The sequence below is a fragment of the Pseudomonas sp. MT92 genome (genome assembly GCF_058792515.1).
The window spans coordinates 20911-36467 of sequence record NZ_JBXAFA010000021.1; the positions used below are offsets into that span (position 1 = coordinate 20911).

Below are 15557 nucleotides of genomic sequence, written 5' to 3' on the forward strand. Positions count from 1 at the left end.
GGCGTCCTCACAGAATCGCAGCGGCCTTGGTCAGGAACCAGATGATGATCACCACCAACAGGGCTCCTATACCGACGACGGCACCCAAGTCCTTCCAGGTCTTGCGCTGGTTCTGCACGTCGGCATACACCGTCAGCGAATGCCAGGCCACTCCGAGAAATGCGAGCAGGGCGATCAGCAGGCCGAGCAGGATGCCTCCGTCGTAGGCGTAGTTTTTGATCGTCTCGATCAAGCCAGATCCTTCGCCGCGCGAAGGGGCCTCCATGGTGGGAAGTTCGGCAAAAGCCAGGCTTGGACCAAGCACCAACAGCAGACCGATCAAGCGTTGGCTGGCACGATCACGCAGGTTGTTTTTCAGAGGGGCAAAGCACTTGAGCATGGCGGCGATCTCCTGGGTTAGGACAGGGTGAAGAACATCAAAACCAGCAAGGTAAGCAAGACGCGCGCGGCACTGCCGCCGAAGGCTCCAAAGCGCACACTGCCGGCCGCCCAACCCCGGTAAGCCGTCCACATCACCCACGCACACCAAAGCAACGCCAGGACCAGAACCAGGGATAGCCAGAGCGTCGAACTGCTCTGTGCCGAGAAGCCGGAGGCGTTTTGGAACGCTGAGCTCTGGGCGTCGGTCATGCTCATGGCGACGACTCCACAGGCAGTGTGTCGAGACGGTAATCACCGACCAGCTCAGCGGGATCGCGGGGTTGAGCGCGTGAAGGGGACAGATAGCCCCGTATGCCTTGGCGAATACGTTGGATGTCCTGAGACAGGCGGGGATAGTCGAAGCGATAGCGATCGCCGGGTTCAGCCGTACTGGCTACCTCAGCTCGCGTTGCAAGGCGTTCGATGGTGTCGAGTTGCCGCTGGATAAGACTGAGTAGATCCTGCTCATGAGCCGAGGCGGCATAGCTGCTGCCGTGAACGATAGCCAGCGAGAGTAGCAAGCAGCGAAAGACGGAAGTCGGCATGATGCTGTCCCATATGGAGCTGGGAGCAGAATCAAGTCAAAGGGCGAATTATTCCGTAAGAAACCTGAGGTCTGATGAATCGCTTTTTCTGGGAAACGACCATGCCATTCCCAAAGATCCACCAGCACAGTTCACACGTACCTACTGGTCCGATCATGCCGGACTAAGTCGCGACTAGTAGGAACAGCTCCATATCGAATGGCTTGCTCATGTTCGACTACCAATGTAAGTCGATAACAGTTCGACACGGCCGAGCCCCAACTCGTAGCTAATTTGCATTCGGGCATCCTGATCCAGGCGTCGGTCGAGTTGGTAACAACGGCCACCGTTGATGGGCGCGAGATGATGAGTGATCTGCTCATAGCGTTCGCACGCATAGGCGACCCGAAGTTCGTGGAAGCCTTTGAGGTTGTGCGAATGGAGGATCTCTCGTGCGGGGCGGACGATTTGCCGTTGTAAATCGACATAGCTTTCGTTCGGTGCAAGCAGATTGCGGCTACCGTTGGGCGAAGCCTGTTCGGCAAATTTCAGCGCGTCACGAATAGGATCATTTACCGTAATCCAACGAAGCGCCGATGCACGTGAGTGGCCACCTTGGATGCCATCTCGGATGTTGATTTTGCCATAGTGTTCGGTCTCATGTTTTAGGCGCGGTAGGTCGGCCAAAATGGCCTCGCGCAAGCGCATGCCGGTGGCTCGGGCCAACTGAACGATGGCCACCGCGCGCGGCATTTGGTGTTCGCAGAGCACGTCGACGATCCGCTTCACGTGCTCATGGTCTTGGCCTTGCGGCACCGAGCGACGAACACTGGTGCGCCGCATTCCCAACGCCTTACCCGGACTCGGCACCACCACAGAACGATCGTCGCGAAGCGCCGCCATAGTCCGGTTCACGCTAGACAACCGGTTTTGCGCGGTGGCGATGCCGATAGCGCCTTGTTCGACTTGTTGGCGCAGATGCCCTGCGTAGTCCAGCAAGGTCTGCGAATCTATATGTCGCGCATCATTAAATCCAGGCCCATCCTCCGAACGACACCAGCGGACAAACGCCTGCCAGCGATCACTGTGCGCCTTGACCGTGGCGTAATGCCCGCCGCCAAAAAAATCGCGCAATGCTTGCGGTCCGGCATAACTCAGTTGTCGGCCATAGCCAAAATTGCGTCCATCTCGTCTACCAACCAATGCCATGATCACTCTCCTCTAGAAGCCAAACACCTGTGAGGGTTGTCCACTAACGCGGGACTGGCGGCTCCTTACGACCGGGAGCTTGAGCCTCTCATGAGCTGGCCCCATGAACACTTCCGCAGATAAACATTCGTGTCGCACTCAGAGATATTTTTTGAACGTCGCCGCTGTGATGGCCATGGCCACCCCGAGCATCACGGCGCAAGGCAGAAATACGGCCATGGGGTTGAGCGAGAAGGGCAGCGACAAGTAAAGGATCCAGGGCACGATCAGCAGTGGCATGACCGCTCGTTTAGCCCGGTGATAGACAAAGCTGCTTTCGCGCCCTGCTCCAAATTTTCGCAGGTCGCGGCGCATCAGGCCGTCGATAAAGCCGGTGAACATGGCCAGCAGAAACAGGGGAATCGCCAAGGCCAGAATGGTCAGGCGCACCACGAACGTGAAGCTGACGTACACCGCTGCCAGCACAAAGTCCTCGATGTTCACGTAGAGCTGATTGATCCCGCTCCAAAAGTCTTTGCCCTGGCTCGAGATTCGCGCCTGCTGGGCAAAATCCGTAAAACCGGTCTTTACCAGTAACCACTGCTTGAGGAAATCCAGCCACTGGACAATCGTCTGTCCAGGCTGTTGGATAATGAGTGAGGATGTGAAGTGCTCACTGAGCCAGCCCAGTTCGCTGCTCATCATCGCCTGACTGTGTCGCCAGCCTTGATCGCCCCAGAACAGCAGCAGACCGGCCCACTCGATTAGAATCGAGAACAGCAACGAGGCGATCAACAAACCGATAATGCGCAGGACCAGGCTAATCGCCGAGACGATCAGCCCTGGGCGCTGGATGGGTTGCGGTGGAGGGCGCTGAGCTGAAGTCATCCTCCTTGACTCCACGAGATGCACTGTAGGGCCGACGGCGTCATGGGGCCTCCTGAGCAGGAACACTTGCATCCACCGCTGAAGACTCGCGTGGAGGCGTAACCCGATCTGGATCGAAGTCCAGCGTCGGACCGCCGCCACTTGCATTCCACCAGTGCCCCGCCTGTTCGTTGTAGCTGACGCGCATCCGCTGAGTGAGCTCTTGCAGATCCTTGGGCATGGCATCGTCCGGCGATGGTTTGGGCAGTGGCATGCGGACTTTCCAGAGCTGCCCGCCCACTTGGAAGGAGAACATTTGCCCCTTGGGTAAGCTGACGATGTGCGCCGATTCGATCAGTGGCACGCTGGTGCTGCTGACCCGGTCTTGGGAGGAGGAGGTGAAATCCGTATTGGCCTCCGGATCGGAGGTGTCGGTGGCCCCCGAGACCAGAGTCTTGGTCAGCACGTTGATCTTGGGCAACTGTTGGGTGAGCAGCTCAGCGGTGGCGGTTTCGCGCACCCGCAGCATCTGCAGAGTGTTGAAGTTGCCGATGACCTGGCCGGCTTTGGCTCGGCTGCCGATACGCGCTTCGATATCGCTGAGGGTTTGGGTATACGCCGTCACTTGGATACCCGCACCGCCGCCCTTGTTGATCAGCGGAATGAATTCATCGCCCATCAACTCGTTGAACTCATCGGCGTGCAGGTTGATCGGTAGCTTGTCGGCGCTGCTGCCTGCGGTAGGCAAGCCATGGTTGATGCCATGCTTGTAGATGTGCCCGGCGACCGAGACCAGGTCGGCGAACATGGAGTTGCCCACAGCGGCGGCCACTTCCGCGTCAGTCAGCGCATCGAGGCCGACGTAGACGAGGCCGCGTTTCCGGATGATCTGCATCCAGTCAAAGATCGGTCGTGGGTCATCCAGGTCGGTGTAGTTGGGGGCCAGTAACTGGGCGGTCTTGCCGGTGGTGAGTTTCTCCAGCAGCGGCAGTAGCGACGCCACGATTTTGTCGAAGTAGGTGCGGTCGTAACGAACTGCCGAACGTAATCCATCCAACACCGGATCAAATACCCGTTTCACCGCCAGGTACTGCTCGATGGCCACCACCCGCTTTTCGCGCCCGATCATATGCCGGGGAATGTTCTTCTCGGTGAGCTTGCCTTCGAGCTGGACGATCACTTCCCACGCCTTCGGGTCGGTCTTGGCGAAAAACCGCTGGGCGTATTCGATGAACAGGGCGTCGATGTTGACCACATGTCGCTGGATCTGCAGGTAGTCCGGACGTCGGCCCAGCTCGATCAGTGCGCGGGCGATGATGTTGACGAAGCGCCAGGCGAACTCACGGAAGGCCGCCGAGTTACCTTCGCCACTGAGCTGCCCGGCGATGCGCGAGGCCACTTCCGAGATACGGCCGAAACGTCCTACAGCGTTATAGCGGGCGGAGATCGCCGGCCAGCCCAGATGGAAAACATAGAACTCTTTCTCCCGACCGGCGCGTTTGGCTTCGACGTACATGCGTTTGAGCAAGTCGGCATCGCCCTTCGGATCAAAGACGATGACCACCTCGTGTTCGATGCGATGAATGTCCTGGGTGATGTACACCTCGGCGAGCCGCGTCTTGCCGACACGGGTAGTACCCAGCACCAGGGTGTGACCAACGCGTTCGCCCAGCGGCAAACTGACTTCCGTTTCGTCGGGCTCGACCCCATGCAACAGTGGCGAGCCACCGACTGGAGGTAAAGGGCGTAACGGATTGAGGGCGTTATCCCAGGCCGTGACACGAGCCAGCGTCGAGAGCGGAAACGGTGCATGTTCCAGGCGACGTTCGAGTCCACGGGCCAGACGGTAGCGGGTCGGTTGCTCGACATAGTGGGCGACCGCCGGATCCTGGGCCTCGACCAAGCGCTGGGTGTGCAGGCGGGTCCAGCGAAAGCCGCGACCCATGAACAGACGTTTGCGGCTGACCGGAATCTCTTGGCTGGTCAGTTCGTAGCGGGGCAGCCGGCGGATATTGCGCCGATAGCACAGCACCTCCCAGGCTTGTCGCAGGCGGATCAGGCCGAACAGGCTATAGGCCAGCGCTGTAACCAGACCGATCTCGGGTGATAGAGCCACAGCCCAGGGCGAGTACACGCACAACACCGCAGCGGCGATGCAGATCGCTACGGTGTACAGCTCCACCGCTGGCCGGAGCTTGGACTCCATCACATGCACGGCCATGACCTTGACTCACTGTTCCAGTGAGGTGGCAGTGATCAAGACGGGGTAGTGCTCGATCTGCAGGCGGGTGGCGATGTCGTTGCCATTGACCGGGAGGATGGTGATGCCCGGAGCGGCTGCTCGAATCCGGGCCAGGGCTTCAGTATTGGCTACTTCAACGGCGAGGCCCGCCGCGCCCATTTTCTGCAATTCAGCCGCGCGTTGATGCAACCAAGCCAGCGACTGGCTATCCTCACCGACCAGGAAAAATGGTTGTAAGCCCGGCATGTTCAGGGCTCGAGACGTGATCTGGCCTGGGCTCAAGAGAGAGCTGCGGACGGGCGGTATCCACGCTTCATCGGCATAGGTGGTTAGGTCTGCATGTATGGCCCGATCAGGCTGGATCCTGTTGTTTATGGGCGGCCGGGAAACTTGAAAGTGGGGTCGGGTGAAGTCGCTAGGCTGATCCTCCGCAACGGTCAGTTCCGGCTGGGCGAAAGGTGCTAAGAGCAGGATGACATAGCCAGTAAGGGATATTCGTTTCATGGGGGTGTGCCCTGTTTGAAGGAGACCAACAGTCGTGCGAGTTGCCGGGAAAAACCTACGCGGTAACGCGCAGCCGGCGCGCCGCCTGCCGGGCGGTGATAGCGTCCGGCTGCTGAGACCCAATCGCCGGTGGCGGCGTGATGCTCCTGTAACAGCGCGGCGGTCACGGCGAGATTTCGGTAGGGATCCAGGGCTTCGCAGGGGCTGGAAAAACGTTGCCCGTGGTAACCCAGGTTGGTTTGCCCGAGTCCGGCGTCGACCCGCTTCGCGTCATGTCGGGCGAGCGCCTGAAGCAAGGCGTGACAGGCGGCTTGGCGACTGGCGAAGCGGTAGGGGATTCCGGCGATGTTCAGGGTCCACGGCCAGGGTCGCAGTCGACCACGGACGCGAGTACCACTCTCTTGCAGGGCAATGGCGAACAGCACCGTAGAAGGGATATTGGCGTCATGCGCCGCCAGTTGGTAGGCCGGAGGCGGAAGTTCGTCAGCTTGGGCGGTGAGCACCGTCAGCACCAGCGCAAGACCACTCAGTCGAGGCGTTGCCATTGTCCATTCACCTGTTGAAATGTGGCAGGTAATGACCCCAAGGCACCCAGGCTGAACCAGCGACCACGGTCATGGTTCAGGGTGATCTGCCGGCGTTGGACTTTTGCCCGATCAATGCCTGCTTGCCGAGCCCAGCGACGGACGCGTTCATCCTCGCCTTGGCTGCCCACCAGGTAGATATCGAACGCCGTGTCACTGCTTTGCAGACGCTGCGCTTCGGCGGTGCAGGCCGGGCAGTGGTCCTCGACAAACAAGGCTTGGTGGGGCGCGGCCGCTGAGCTGGTAGGGGCCGGGGATGCCATGCCCTGGATCGGCAGCAGCCCGGGGAACAGCTTGGCCCAGGCCGCGGTGTAAGCGTTTTGGTAGGCCAACTCGCGTTCGGCGCGTTTGGCTTCCAGCGCTACTTGTAGTTCGGCATAGCGCTGGCGCTCTTGGTCGGTCTGGGCTTCGACTCCGAGTGTGGTCAACGGATCGAGGGCCGGGCTCCAGAAACCGCGCGGGCCGGCTTGGATCTGTTCGAAGCGCGTCCACTCCTGCTCCGTCAGCCCCCAGCTCGCAGCCTGTTCAGAGTCAGAGCGCCGCAGGGGAGCGGACTGCGTGTCCTGGATCCCTGATTGTGTTGTGACGGGGTTACCCATCGCAGCACTCGTGATCAGTAGCGAGACCAGACAGATGACGGGGAGGAGTGGCGCTCTGTTCATGATCGCTGCTCAAGGGAGGTGCACGGTCTGGTCTGGCTGAGCGGCCACCGCGAAGATGGCAGCGTTCGGTTCCAGTACTTTCAGCTGCCAGGCCCCGAGCTGCTCGCCCCTGTGCAGCAGCCGGACATCCTTGAGCGAGCGACTGTCATGAGGTGCGACCGCCAGAAAACGCTCACCACCACGGGACTCGACACTCAGCACTGAGAACGGTGGCGAAAGCGGGATGGGCTTGGGGCGAGCCGTCTGTTTCGGCTTGGTCGTGGAAGACGTCGGTGGTGGGGGGGATGGCTGAGTCTTTAGATTCAGGAGCTGCTGCTCGACGTGCTCAACGCGTCCACGTAGCGCGGTCATGTCTGCCGCGGAGGCGCGGGCTGCCAGACCATCGCGCAGTTCCTGTATTTCTTGCGCCCATTGATCCAGCATCGGATCGAGGGTATTGGCCTGCTGCTCCCCGGTATCGACCATCTGTTTCAGGTCTTTCAGTGCGTACTGCAGTTTTTCCTGTGTGTCCTTGAGGGCGCTTGCGTCACGTTGCAGGGTGTCCAACGTTTTTAGTTGCTGAGTGGTCGTGCTCTGTAGCTCAGTCACGCGTTGATACTGGTTGTACAAACCACCGCTCAGGCCGGCGACCACTAGGCAAAGCAATCCAATGATGACGGTTTGAAACGTCGAGGCTTTCATGGGCGCGCCTCCGATTGATGGGGCAAGACGGGTGTGATCGGCGTGACGCTGGCATTAGTTTTCTGCTGTTCGAAGCAAACCGAACGGCTGACCTTATCGGTCGTGAGTTGCCAAGCGGGGCCAGCCAACACTTGTAGCGCGCGGCGCAACGGGATTGGACCGAGCTGGTAATGGGCCGCTGGCAGGGGCCGGGTAAACAGCACCTCCACCGACGGGGAAACTGGACAGAGCGAATAACCCGAGCGCAGCAGCACGTAGTGCAACGCCTCCTGAACCGAAGGGCTCAAGCTGGACGGGATGCTCACGTCGATGATTTGCGTGAGCAGATCGCGTTGCTCCGGGGTGGGTTCGGTGCTGACCAGCGTATAGCGGCCATAACGAAGCTCTGCCGGATGGCTTCCTACAGTTGTGGCCGACGAGAGCTGGGCCCGATTGGAGCCACTGTCGATCGCTGGAGTGGTCGGCAATGGGCTGGGGATTGGTGCGGTGCAGGCGCTCAACAAACCCAGCAAGCAGACAGGCGTGAAAAAACGCTCCATGGAAAAAGCCTCATGTCAGATTCAGTGCAGAACCTGACATGAGGTGAAGGAGCGATTCAGTGAGAAAGTTGATTCAAGGCGGTTCGTGTTAACGCTGAACACGTTGCTATTCGTCAAAAATGGCGAGCCCATCCAAAACGGCAGCGTCGGGGTCGAAAATCAACAATCGCACATCCGCCAATGCCGCCAGATACAGTACGTCGACCAAAGCTTCAGGTGTGCTGGCGTCTAGTTGCTCTTGCCTCAGCGATGAGTAAGGGCGGTCCTCGATCTTCAGCAGGTTATCGTCAGTCCAAGGCGTGCCGATCAGTTTGCAACCGATGCCACAGCAATCCGGCAAGTTGAACAGCTCGAACAAGAGGCCGGTTTGCCACGGGGCGGAGTGACTGACCCACGCGTCCAGGCACAGCATCGCTTCGTTGGGAAGGTGCGCGGTACTGATCTCCCAGGCTCGACTGTAGTGTCCCGTTTCGAACCTCAAGCGATGGACCATGACTTGAGCTTCTTCCAGGGAGTACAAATCGCCGACGTGATGCCGCTCGTTGAAGATTTCGCCCATCACGGCGTAGATCACTTGGCGTACCAACCCGTTAGACGGGCAGCGTTCCTCCAAGTCCTTCGGAATGGATTGGCCATCGCTGATCAAGGCGAAGTCGTCATTGAACAGGCAGGGGAACAGTTGCAACTCTTCGTCCGGCAGATGTGCCTGTGTGTCGTGTACGGGGCGAAAGCAGGGAGGGCAGTCGTTTTCATAGGTGATCAGTAGCAGCCGTGCGATATTCAGGTTGTTGTAGCCGCGAGCAAATGGGTTTGAGGCCGTCAGCAAGATTGAGGCTCGGTGTGCGGGACTCATGAGGAGTTCTCCAGAGTGAAAATGAACAAGGCGCCCGAAGACGCCTGTGAGGATTACAGCCAGCCATGTTCGGCCAGGGAGAGCGGACGGCCTTCACCGACGATGAAGTGGTCCAAAACGCGCACCTCGATCACGGCCAAGGCCTCCTTCAACCGTGCGGTCAAGAGGCGATCCGCCTGGCTGGGTTCCGTACAACCTGAAGGATGGTTGTGGACCAAAATGACAGCGCTCGCGTTATGAGCCATGGATCTCTTAATGACCTGTCGAGGGTAAACGCTGGCGCCGTCAATGCTGCCGTGAAAGAGAACTTCGAACGCCAGCACCCGGTGCTGGGCATCGAGAAACATCACACCGAAAACTTCATGTTCCTGTTGCACAAGGTGCAGTTTTAGGTACGAGGCCACGGCGTCAGGAGAGGTCAGGGTAGGACCGCGGGTGAACAGCCGACGATCCAGAATATGCAACGCTTCGTTGATCATCTGGTTTTCTTGGACGATACGATCAGCCTCGACATTCGAGGTTTCAATCAGTGTGAGTTGGGTGCTCATGGTGGTACCTCCGAAGGGAACAATCAGGGGTACACGCCCGAGGGGAGTGGTGTCCCCAGGTGGATATAGAGTGGCGGGTGTTAGCCGATGGCGCGCTGTTTACAGCCGAGTGAATCGATGGCGCTGGCCGTGCAGGGTTGAACCACAGCCGTCGCAGGGCAACGGGGAAAAAGCTTTGATTCCCCAGCCGGCTTCGGGATCGAAGTCGGCACTGATGGGCATTAATCGAACCAGGCCCCGATGGATATCGGCAATGCGTTTCTCGGTTTCCTCTGTCGTGTAGTAGAGCGATAACGCGCTGTAGTCCTCGTAAGCCGCAGCGGACAGGCAGTCGTCGCAAAGCCAGAAGGATTCCATGTCGGTTCTCCTGTGCGGATTGAAGAAAAGGCGCTCGAGGGAGCGCCTTGATGTGGAACATCGTGGACTGTTCAGGCGGACTGAACGGTACGGGTAGCGTCACGGCGGGCCGTGCGGGGAGTGGGTGGAGATTCAGGTTCGACCTGAGCCTCTGTTGGTTCGTCGGTCCCCTCCGCTTCGGCATCAGCCGATGATGGGGATGGCTCACTGGTGGGCGCTTGCTCAGCAGGTGCTGTTGCTTCCTGCCTGGCGGGCGCTTTGTATTCGAACGTGCCGTTGACCTTGATCCAGTCGATGAACAGCAAACGACCTTTCAGACTGGCACCGGGTTGACCTTGTTTATCGCCTTTCTCGTAGAGAAACGGATCGATCCACAGGTCGCCGATACGGAACGACAGCAAGACCTTTTTCTCGGCGTTGACGGCGTCCATATAGAGACGAATCAAGCGTTCAGCTTCGCCCCCCGCGACTTTGCAATCGAAGCGGGTGTACTCAACCGAATCGGTGGCACCGTGCAGGGCGGCGATGTCGCAGGCCATGAAGGGTTGACCGCGGCGAACTTGAACTTCACGAACACGGTTGAGGTAACCGATACCGGTGGTGTGCAGATTGAAGTAAGTGGTTGCTTCTTGGGATTGGTTGGCGTGGGCCATGGTAGTTCTCCTGTTTCAAGGGAAAACGGCGACGCACAGGCCCTGACGGGGAAGTGAGCCCCCGTCAGGGTGGATAAGGTGAAGTCGAGCGATGAATGACTCGCCACCGGCAAGCCGATGACGATCAGAACGATGCATCTGGGGGAAATAGCGGTGCAGCAGAAAAACGTCTGAGGTGGTGATCCGCAGGCATGGGGTAGTAGGCATTCATCACCGCTGAAGCGGTAACCGCGCGAGCTTCCGAACGCTGATCGCACTTGGGTAAACCACCACGAACGTGGCGTAGCCTCGAAGGTTCTGGCTACCTGGGCTGGGCTGTCAACGACAGCGAACCACGCCCTTTGTATAAGCCTGTCATAGGGGAGCGTCAAGACGCTGCAACCCGATTTTTTATGGCCGGAATACAGTGGCAGTCGCTGGACTGAAGAAAGTGAAGAGTGGGCCTGGCGGGCTGCCAGGCGAGGAACAGAAAGCCACCTTTGGCGGTCTTACGCAGTAGACAAGCTCCTCGCAAAACTTTGTTTAACTGCGCCATGATTCGCCAACCGACCCTTGTCGTGGCCTGGGTCGGAAGCTACTGGCACGCATCCGCGCACAAAGGGTGCCCAGTGTTTCCCCGGTGGGCTCCGGGACTGAATACGATCGCTGAAGCGGATGACCGCTGTTGTCTGGTAGAGGCAACAGCGGTCATCCGCCACCACGATCAGGTCAAGCACAAAACGGGAATGAATTCCGCAGAAGAGAAGGCTCCGAACTCAAGGAGTCCGACCGAGCTACCCGGAGCGAATCGGTCTTGGGTCGCCGTTGGCGGTGAACCTAAAACACTACAGCAGAGAGCGTGGGACGACGTCAAGGCAGAGAACGCACCGTTCTCATGATGATCGTCCCATGGAACATCATGAGCGACGCGTATCTTTACTGATCGGCATAGTGCCCTTGCAATCCGGATAGTGGGAGCATGACCAGAACGGCCCTGATTTACCCTTACGCCTGAACATTGGGGCGTTGCAAGTGGGGCAAAGCGGACCGGCTTCGACCGGTACTGCCAAGGTGAGCGCTCCGCAGTGTTCGACCAATTGTGCAATCCAGTTTGCCTGCTTGGCGACAAACACCTCCAGGGTCAGACGTCCCGCTTCGATTTCGTCCAGGGCCTGTTCCCAAATCGCGGTCATGCCCGGATCGGCGATTGCTCCGGGTACCGCTTCAATCAGAGTATGGGCCGCCGCCGTAGCCATTAACGCACGCTTTTTCTTTGACAAATAACCACGATCAATCAAGCCCTTGATGATGCCGGCTCGCGTGGCTTCGGTGCCGATACCGGTAGTGTCCCGAAGTTTTTGTTTCAGGCGTGGGTCGTTGACCAGTTTGGCCACGTTTTTCATCGCCTTGATCAGATCGCCCTCGGTCAGTGGTTTGGGAGCGGCAGTGCGCATGGACTTGAGTTCGACGTCGTCCACTGCGCACTGCGCACTGCGTACCGTGTTGCAAGACGGGTAATACTTGGGACTTTTGACTGGGCTCATCCTCCTCGGTGTTGTCGTAGAGCAAGCCTTTCCAACCCTGGACCAGGATCTGTTTCCCAACCGCGATCAATCGCTCTGCGCCGCATTCCAGTTCGACCTGGGTCCGATCAATTTCATGCGGCGGAAGAAATTGTGCCAGGTAGTAGCTACGGATCAGTTCGTAGACATTGCGTTCTTGTTCGGACATCCGTGCAAGGTTTGCCGGTTCGGTGGTGGGGATAATGCCGTGGTGCGCGGTGACCTTGGCATCGTTCCAGGCGCGGGAACGTAATGATCGATCGAGTTTTTCAAATACGGGTTGTAGCGCGGGATCGGTTTTGAGCAGGGCATCGAATACCGTGGGTACCTCGTCGAACATACTCGCTGGCAAATAGCGGCAATCGCTGCGTGGGTAGGTGGTGGCTTTGTGGGTTTCATACAGGGCTTGGGCGATATTCAGGGTTTCCTGAACCCCCAGCCCTAATTTGCGCGAGCAGACTTCTTGCAGGGTGCTCAGGTCGAAGGGCAGGGGTGGCGCTTCACGGAAATGCTCCGTCTGCAGCGAGAGTACTATGGCGGGCTTGCCGCTAGAGATCGCTTGGGTTGTCTGACTGGCGAGCGCCTGTTGCAGGCAATGACCGGCCTCATCTCGTCCTGAGCTGGGTGGTAACCACGACGCGATGAATGGTTGCCCCATTGAGGACAGGTGCACATCCACTTCCCAGTAGGGCACCGACACGAAGCTGGCAATCGCACGATCCCGATCGACCACCAAGCGTAGGGTCGGTGTCTGGACGCGTCCAACTGACAGCACACCGTCGTAACCCGCCCGCCGACCGAGTAGGGTAAACAATCGACTGAGGTTCATACCCATCAGCCAGTCGGCACGGCTACGGGCCAGGGCTGAGTGATAGAGCGGAAAGGTCTCTCGACCAGATTTCAGCGAAGACAATGCTTTACGAATCGACACCTCGTTGAGTGCGGACAACCAGAGGCGCTGGACGGGACCTCGATACTTGCAGAGCTCCAGCAGTTCGCGGGCAATCATCTCACCTTCGCGATCGGCATCGGTGGCGATGACGACGGCGGTGGCTTCACCGAGCAGCCGCTTGATGACGTTGAACTGTGCCGCAGTCTTGGGTTTGACCTCGACCTGCCACTGCGTGGGAATGATCGGTAGATGATCCAACGACCAACTCTTGTACTGAATGCCATAAGCTTCGGGTGGGGCTGTCTCCAGCAGATGGCCGATACACCATGTGACGGTTGAGTCGGTGCCGATCAGGCAACCATCACCGCGCCGGGTGGCTCCGAGTACCTTGGCGATATCCCGACCCTGGGAAGGTTTCTCGCAGAGGAAGAGGCGCATAGAACTGCTCCGGATTGAGTTCGGAGCAGCGTGGTTGGAAGTAGCAGTGCTGAGAATGAGAAACCTGAATGGCAGGTTCCTCATATTAGTCGGTGACGGTCGGTTTGAATGGGCCAAGGCTGCTAGCGCGTTGCGGCTGGACGGTGGTGTGGATCTTCACGAGCAGCGAGTAATGACCGTCCTGCAATTTCGCGCAAAGGCGCAATTTTTATGCCTGAAATCGATCAGTCTGTAGGTGGCGACCCCTTGCGCTTTTTGGGTTTCGGTGCAGGTGAACTGGCTTGCTCTGTATGTTGGCCGACGTGTGTCGCAGATGCCGTCGGTTCACTGGAGCGTTCGCGCATGACCACACTGTGCACGCGGTGAGGCAGGATGCCGACTCGGCGGGCCTCGATCTTGAAGGTGACTCGCGCATTGTCTTCGCTGTCCTCCCACTCATCGCGCACGGTGCGGCCTTCGACCAGCACGCGCATGCCTTTCTGGTACAGCGTGCTCCAGTGTTCAGTTTCGCGGTGCCAGAGTTCAACCGGCGCCCAATAGCCGCCTCGGTCTTCATAGCTACCCTCGCGTGGCACGGGGTTGTCGAAGTACACATTCAGCCGCAGCAAACGCCGTGGCTCGTCATTGCCTGATGGAAACTCCTGGAACTCTGGCGCACTGCCGATGTTGCCTTCGCCGACAAAAAAAGTACTCATCCTGATACCTCCACTGCGGTTGTGAACTGGCGCAGCAGCCGTTCGGCGCTGCCCATTTTGATCGCGCAGGTCGTGGCCTGGCGGTAGAGCGAATGCACCACACTCATCTGTAGGTTCAGTGCGATGCGTTCGCACTCGAAACGGTGCAGTCCCTCGCGTACGGTCTGCGGCAGGGCTTGGTTGCGGACCTGGCACTCCCAGACTGCAACCCCCATGCGGGCGAAGTCACGGGTGCGCCAACGCAAAAAGGTGCTGCCAGCGCTGGTGTTCTGCAGCACCAATCGAATATCCAGCAGTGAGTAAGGGGGCCGTCCGGCTTGCTGCACCACATCCTCCATCAGGTGACATAACTGCGCCTCGATTTCCCTTGCCGCCTGCGCCAGGTGCTCCAACTCCCCCTTACCCTTAAAAGGTTTTAAAAGGCCTTTTAGGGAGGCTGCGTGTTCGAGCTGTCGATAGGCATCCGGTGTCAACGTTTCGAAGAGCATTGGTTGAGCCGGGATCGTGGGAATCATGCTTCGTCCTCCGGCTCATCCACTGTCGCAGGGTGCTCTGCCGCTACCTCTTCCAACGCGTCAGCGTCATCCACTGCCACAGCACCACGACGAATGATTGGCGGCGCGAACTGGGAGCGGCGATGACCCTCAAGGATGTCCATGGGGGGCAAACCCAATTTATCGATCGCCGCCAGGGCACGGGCGTTGTTCGCCGCCATGTCATCGCGTGTGGCGCCGGCATGTCGATAGCGCTGCGCCTGGCCGAAAAGGCTGCGCAGCAGATGGGCGCCGTCGTCGATCCAGGCTTCCATATCGATGCGGCCGATCAAGGCGGTGTGATGGGCCAGCAGGGTGCGACGCACCAGGGTGTCGTAGTCGGTCAGCAGATAGACCGCCAGAAAACCCAGCTGGCTGCCGATGTACAACGGCAAGGTGACGGGGTGGATGTTGAGGTTGTCGCTCATGTCGATCTGGGTCGGCAGGTCCTGTCTGATCCGATCCAGCTGCTGGGTCAGTTCCAACATTCCCGCTTTGGCCTGCATCAGTTTTTCTTCGAGTTGCACGATGGCCCAGTCGGCATAGGGGTCGTCCTGAGCCGCGGTTTGTTTGATCAGGTTGGTAACACTGATGTAGCCGGCCATGCCCATGATCGAGTGAACGCCTTCGCGTGCGGTCCGACCTTGCCAGATACGGGCGGCGTGGTGGGTGTGCAGGGTTAGCGTAATACTGCTGCGCAATGAACCCAGGTTGAGCTGATAGTGATCGGCCACGGTGTTGTCCTCGCATAAGCTTGGGCGAGAACGTTGCGACAGTTGGGGGTCAAGGGCAGCCAAAAAGCTGAATGCGGTCTGTTCGGTTTGTCGAGGGTGAAT

18 protein-coding genes and 1 pseudogene are annotated in these 15557 nt (G+C 58.9%); all 19 read right to left on the reverse strand.

What is annotated here, in order from left to right:
- Positions 1-7: 7 nt before the first annotated feature.
- Positions 8-379 carry a TIGR03745 family integrating conjugative element membrane protein gene (locus tag AC1Q6D_RS29555; RefSeq protein WP_046509162.1) on the reverse strand — a complete coding sequence of 124 codons (372 nt, stop codon included), beginning with the start codon at positions 377-379 and terminating at the stop codon, positions 8-10.
- A gap of 17 nt (positions 380-396) precedes the next feature.
- On the reverse strand, positions 397-636 hold the full coding sequence (locus AC1Q6D_RS29560; RefSeq protein WP_103406486.1) for a TIGR03758 family integrating conjugative element protein: 240 nt from the start codon (positions 634-636) through the stop codon (positions 397-399).
- Positions 633-965 carry an integrative conjugative element protein, RAQPRD family gene (locus tag AC1Q6D_RS29565; protein ID WP_103406485.1) on the reverse strand — a complete coding sequence of 111 codons (333 nt, stop codon included), beginning with the start codon at positions 963-965 and terminating at the stop codon, positions 633-635. The genes AC1Q6D_RS29560 and AC1Q6D_RS29565 overlap by 4 nt, the downstream gene beginning before the upstream one ends.
- Before the next feature lie 207 nt (positions 966-1172).
- Positions 1173-2153 (reverse strand): integrase domain-containing protein, encoded by a 981-nt coding sequence (locus tag AC1Q6D_RS29570; RefSeq protein ID WP_103406484.1) that lies wholly within the window; start codon positions 2151-2153, stop codon positions 1173-1175.
- 138 nt (positions 2154-2291) lie between these two features.
- Positions 2292-3020 carry a TIGR03747 family integrating conjugative element membrane protein gene (locus AC1Q6D_RS29575; protein ID WP_103406483.1) on the reverse strand — a complete coding sequence of 243 codons (729 nt, stop codon included), beginning with the start codon at positions 3018-3020 and terminating at the stop codon, positions 2292-2294.
- 40 nt (positions 3021-3060) lie between these two features.
- Positions 3061-5220: a type IV conjugative transfer system coupling protein TraD gene (gene traD, locus AC1Q6D_RS29580; RefSeq protein WP_103406482.1), complete on the reverse strand. Its 2160-nt coding sequence runs from the start codon at positions 5218-5220 to the stop codon at positions 3061-3063.
- Positions 5221-5229: 9 nt separating this feature from the next.
- Complete coding sequence (locus tag AC1Q6D_RS29585) at positions 5230-5745, reverse strand: integrating conjugative element protein (RefSeq protein ID WP_103406481.1); 516 nt, start codon at positions 5743-5745, stop codon at positions 5230-5232.
- Positions 5742-6290: a lysozyme family protein gene (locus AC1Q6D_RS29590; RefSeq protein ID WP_103406480.1), complete on the reverse strand. Its 549-nt coding sequence runs from the start codon at positions 6288-6290 to the stop codon at positions 5742-5744. Before AC1Q6D_RS29590 ends, AC1Q6D_RS29585 begins: the two co-directional genes overlap by 4 nt.
- Positions 6272-6991, reverse strand: a complete 720-nt coding sequence (locus AC1Q6D_RS29595; protein ID WP_103406479.1) for a TIGR03759 family integrating conjugative element protein — start codon at positions 6989-6991, stop codon at positions 6272-6274. The genes AC1Q6D_RS29590 and AC1Q6D_RS29595 overlap by 19 nt, the downstream gene beginning before the upstream one ends.
- 9 nt (positions 6992-7000) lie before the next feature.
- The gene (locus AC1Q6D_RS29600) at positions 7001-7672 is read right to left on the reverse strand and encodes a chemotaxis protein (protein WP_103406478.1); all 672 of its coding nucleotides are present in this window, start codon (positions 7670-7672) and stop codon (positions 7001-7003) included.
- Positions 7669-8211: a PFGI-1 class ICE element type IV pilus protein PilL2 gene (pilL2, locus tag AC1Q6D_RS29605; protein ID WP_103406477.1), complete on the reverse strand. Its 543-nt coding sequence runs from the start codon at positions 8209-8211 to the stop codon at positions 7669-7671. The genes AC1Q6D_RS29600 and pilL2 overlap by 4 nt, the downstream gene beginning before the upstream one ends.
- 106 nt (positions 8212-8317) lie before the next feature.
- Complete coding sequence (locus AC1Q6D_RS29610) at positions 8318-9064, reverse strand: DUF5983 family protein (RefSeq protein WP_103406476.1); 747 nt, start codon at positions 9062-9064, stop codon at positions 8318-8320.
- 53 nt (positions 9065-9117) lie between these two features.
- Complete coding sequence (gene radC / locus AC1Q6D_RS29615; RefSeq protein ID WP_103406475.1) at positions 9118-9612, reverse strand: RadC family protein; 495 nt, start codon at positions 9610-9612, stop codon at positions 9118-9120.
- A 99-nt stretch (positions 9613-9711) separates the two neighbouring features.
- A complete protein-coding gene (locus AC1Q6D_RS29620; protein WP_103406474.1) occupies positions 9712-9969 on the reverse strand; it encodes a hypothetical protein in 258 nt (85 codons plus the stop codon).
- 71 nt (positions 9970-10040) lie between these two features.
- The gene (locus tag AC1Q6D_RS29625; RefSeq protein WP_103406473.1) at positions 10041-10622 is read right to left on the reverse strand and encodes an STY4534 family ICE replication protein; all 582 of its coding nucleotides are present in this window, start codon (positions 10620-10622) and stop codon (positions 10041-10043) included.
- 896 nt (positions 10623-11518) lie between these two features.
- Positions 11519-13493 (reverse strand): annotated as a pseudogene (locus AC1Q6D_RS29630) (DNA topoisomerase III).
- A 224-nt stretch (positions 13494-13717) separates the two neighbouring features.
- Positions 13718-14188, reverse strand: coding sequence for a single-stranded DNA-binding protein (locus AC1Q6D_RS29635; RefSeq protein ID WP_103406471.1), 471 nt, complete (start codon positions 14186-14188; stop codon positions 13718-13720).
- Positions 14185-14703 (reverse strand): DUF3158 family protein, encoded by a 519-nt coding sequence (locus AC1Q6D_RS29640; protein WP_103406470.1) that lies wholly within the window; start codon positions 14701-14703, stop codon positions 14185-14187. The genes AC1Q6D_RS29635 and AC1Q6D_RS29640 overlap by 4 nt, the downstream gene beginning before the upstream one ends.
- Positions 14700-15455, reverse strand: coding sequence for a PFL_4669 family integrating conjugative element protein (locus AC1Q6D_RS29645; protein ID WP_103406469.1), 756 nt, complete (start codon positions 15453-15455; stop codon positions 14700-14702). Before AC1Q6D_RS29645 ends, AC1Q6D_RS29640 begins: the two co-directional genes overlap by 4 nt.
- Between the last annotated feature and the right edge of the window lie 102 nt (positions 15456-15557).